The organism is bacterium, assembly GCA_021372535.1.
Classification (GTDB): domain Bacteria; phylum Latescibacterota; class Latescibacteria; order Latescibacterales; family Latescibacteraceae; genus JAFGMP01.
In genome coordinates this window covers 1-3,528 of record JAJFUH010000134.1, presented here as the reverse complement: position 1 = coordinate 3,528, position 3,528 = coordinate 1, and the positions used below count along the sequence as shown (strand labels likewise).

Below are 3,528 nucleotides of genomic sequence, written 5' to 3'. Positions count from 1 at the left end.
GGTGTGCCAACATCTTTCCAGTTTCGCGTGAGGACGTAAGCTCTCAGTAATTGGCCGTCAACTCTCAGCATGCCGAAAATTTCGGTCAGTTCGTTTTCACCGCGGGGAGAGAGCTTGAGACGGGAGGTATAATCGAAAACAACCGGACTCAGAACCATTAGTCCCGCATTGTTCAAATTCGTTGTTGATGTGCCCATGGGCGGTTTTTCAACCATACGGACAATCGTGTTGTCACGGTCGATATACACGGCGGCGCCGCGATAGGGATCGTCCACGACGTTCAAGCCGAGCAGGACATCACACGATGTCAGAGAGTAACTGTCGATCATTCCACGGTAATTTTCGGCAGGGGTAATAACATCGCCGAAGCTGAAGAAGAACGGATCCCCGCCTGTGTAGTCACGGGCGAGATCGAGGGCTGCGCCTGTACCGTTCTGAACCTCCTGCTCGATATAGGTGATAGAAACTCCGAATGGCGATCCATCCCCGAAATAATCCTGAACGACGGACTGCTGATAGCCGACAACGATCCCGAAATCGGTAATACCTGCTTTTCGTATATATGATACGATATATTCAAGCATCGGCTTGTTTTTTATATGTACCATCGGCTTGGGTATTATTTTTGTCAATTCCTTCATTCGCGTACCCTTGCCGGCTGCAAGTATAACAGCTTTCATGAAACCTCCTTAAAAGTCCGGGATTGTTTATGTATACGGTGGCCGAGATATTCCGTACATGGCGTATAGTAGCTTCAAAGATATATTGTATCAGACCGGTAAGCAAATTGTAAATGGCATCGGAGTATCTGTTATTATATAAAAATGCCGATGCCGATGACGCGAGTGAAAAACTGTCGGCGCATTATATCAGCATGAAATAAAATATTGTTGCTCTGATATAACGAAGAATGTAAATTGTCTTCACACGTCTCATCCTTGAAAGGGTCGGATATGAGCGAGCGTGACAGAATAGCGGAAATTGAGGATCTCACCATCAAGGAGTTCAAAAGCGAGGTTTTTGGCGCTATCGAAAACCTCCAGCGGGGGATGAAGCCCGGCAATACCATCGAGCTTCTGGCAGCCGCGCTTAATATCGGACTCCTTGGCGAGGATCTGAAAGTCGCTCTTGAACGGTGGCTTCAGCTTGATCTATGGGAAACCGTTGACAAAGACAATAAATAATCATATGCCATATACCGGCGGAGGACGAACAGTTACGCACACACATTTCCGATAAATTCGCTCGATAGAAACCGCAGCAGAAGGTCAGCAGACATATTATTCATAACACATATTTCTTATGGCGGTGAGTGATGAATCCTTTTCACCGCCATTAAAAGGAGATTAAAATGCGCATCACTCCTTCCATTTATCTTGTCGGAGGAACACCGGAAGGCCTTACGGACGGCAACGACGGTCACATTTTTCTCGTCAGGGGTCCCAAAGGGATTTTTCTGATCGATGCCGGTAACGGTTATGATACCGACGGGCTCGCGAAAAACATCAAAGCAGAAGGTTTTGATATCGGAGATGTCAGTCATGTTCTTATAACCCATCATCATACGGATCACGCCCGGGGCGCGAAAGCGATCAAAGACCGTACCGGCTGCCAGGTATGGATAAGCGACAATACGGGCGAACATCTTCTGTCGGTCGGCACCGACGAAGAACTGGGGATTCCGTACGCGAAAGCTCATGGCATGTATGCACAGGACTATGTATACATTCATTGTCCGGTCGATCATGGCTTTGGCGATGGGGAAGAGTTCGACATTGGCGGAGTGCATATAAAAGCCATCAATAGCATAGGACATTCGTACGATTCCGCCTGCTTCATGATGAACCTCGACGGACGGAAATGCCTGTTCAACGGTGATACCGTTCAGTATGGCGGAGTCATAGGTCTCATCAATTATCCCATGTGCAGCATCGCCGATTATCATATCGGTCTCCCTAAATTCAAGGGGCTTGACATTGAAGGATTATTCCCGGGCCACGGAATAATGACTCTGAAGAACGGGCAGGCTATTCTCGATGCCGCTCTCAAGCAGCTCGACAGTATATTCATGCCCCATTCGGTCGGTCAGACGATTTCATCCGTTATATAGATTTCCTTGACTCTGAAGGTAAAAATCCGTATTTTATATGTACTGATGGTGGATGTAGTTCAGTTGGTTAGAGCGCCAGGTTGTGGCCCTGGAGGTCAAGGGTTCAACTCCCTTCATCCACCCCAGATTTGAAGCCGTCTTAGCCTGAAGAGACGGTTTTTTTATTTTTCAGAAGTGATATGAAAGCGGACAGGTTAAAAAAGAAAAAATAAGGTTTATCGTGAAAACTCAGGTCATTCAGTCATGAAAAAATACTTCTATAGCCTGTTATACCGATACCTCTCTGTCCATATTATGCCTGATGATACGGTCATGGAAGTGAATCCCAAGAGTGATATTCTCAGCCGTAAATTTCCTCATTCGTCTGTTTTTTTCACCGGAAACGCAGTCGATCGTGACGTCGGTTATCATGCAGACGAAGGAAATCCCGGCAATGTAAAACCCGATTATATTCTTCTGAACGGTATCCTTCATTTTGAACCCGATATTCAGGCGTTTCTTGACGATATCCATCAATACTGCTCCGAGAATACCCGCATCATCATTACATATTACAGCTTTCTCTGGAAACCGTTCATGCTGCTTGCGACACGGCTGGGGTTACGTTCGAAGCTTCCCGAGGCAAACTGGGTTTCACCGGAAGACATGAGCAATTTTCTTCTTTTATCCGATTTCGAACCGGTCAGGACCGAATGCAGAGTGCTTATTCCATTTTATATTCCCGTTATCAGTTTCCTGGTGAACCGGTATCTTTCTCCGCTGCCTTTTTTCCGAATTTTCAATCTCATTCACATCCTTGTCGCTCGGCCGGTCCGTCGCGGAAATAATCATGCCCCCGTGGCAGCTCCGAGTGTCTCGGTTATCGTTCCGGCCCGTAACGAAGCGGGGAATATCGAACACATTCTGCGTCGTCTTCCCCGCATGGGTCCCGGGGACGAGCTGATTTTTGTCGAGGGTCATTCGACCGATGCAACATGGGAGAAGATATGCGAAGTGCGCGATAGCACGCCCGACGGAATGAATATCATCGCTGCCCGTCAGGACGGAAAAGGCAAAGGCGATGCAGTACGGAAAGGTTTCGAGCTCGCAACGAAGGATATTCTCATGATACTCGATGCGGATATGACAGTCCCTCCGGAAGATTTACCACGGTTCTATCAGGCTTTGCTCGACGGGAAAGGCGAATTCATCAACGGGAGCAGACTCGTATATCCCATGGAAAAACAGGCTATGCGCTTTCTCAATCTTCTCGGAAACAAATTTTTTGCCCTGGCTTTTTCGTTCGTTCTGGGGCAGCGGTTCAAGGATACGCTGTGCGGCACAAAAGCCATATACCGTGACAATTACCTGAAAATCGCCCGCCACCGGTCATTTTTTGGTGAATTCGATCCGTTCGGTGATTTCGATCTCATTTTCGG

Annotated in this window: 4 protein-coding genes and 1 tRNA gene; 4 read left to right on the top strand and 1 reads right to left on the bottom strand. The window is 47.5% G+C overall.

Going from position 1 to position 3,528, the window contains the following annotated elements; all coding sequences use genetic code 11:
• Window positions 1–680, bottom strand: a 680-nt coding sequence (locus LLG96_12280; GenBank protein ID MCE5250987.1) for a nucleotidyltransferase family protein, incomplete at its 3' end; no start/stop codon positions are given.
• A 273-nt stretch (window positions 681–953) separates the two neighbouring features.
• On the opposite strand from LLG96_12280, the gene LLG96_12275 reads away from it, so the two are divergent.
• The 4 genes from LLG96_12275 to LLG96_12260 all read left to right on the top strand — a co-directional run.
• Window positions 954–1,184, top strand: coding sequence for a hypothetical protein (locus LLG96_12275; protein MCE5250986.1), 231 nt, complete (start codon window positions 954–956; stop codon window positions 1,182–1,184).
• A gap of 167 nt (window positions 1,185–1,351) precedes the next feature.
• Entirely contained in the window at window positions 1,352–2,110 is a 759-nt protein-coding gene (locus LLG96_12270; protein ID MCE5250985.1) for an MBL fold metallo-hydrolase, read from the top strand.
• A 48-nt stretch (window positions 2,111–2,158) separates the two neighbouring features.
• A tRNA-His gene (locus LLG96_12265) sits at window positions 2,159–2,235 on the top strand.
• Between the two features lie 118 nt (window positions 2,236–2,353).
• Window positions 2,354–3,528 (top strand): glycosyltransferase family 2 protein (locus LLG96_12260; GenBank protein MCE5250984.1); only part of this gene is annotated, 1,175 nt, incomplete at its 3' end.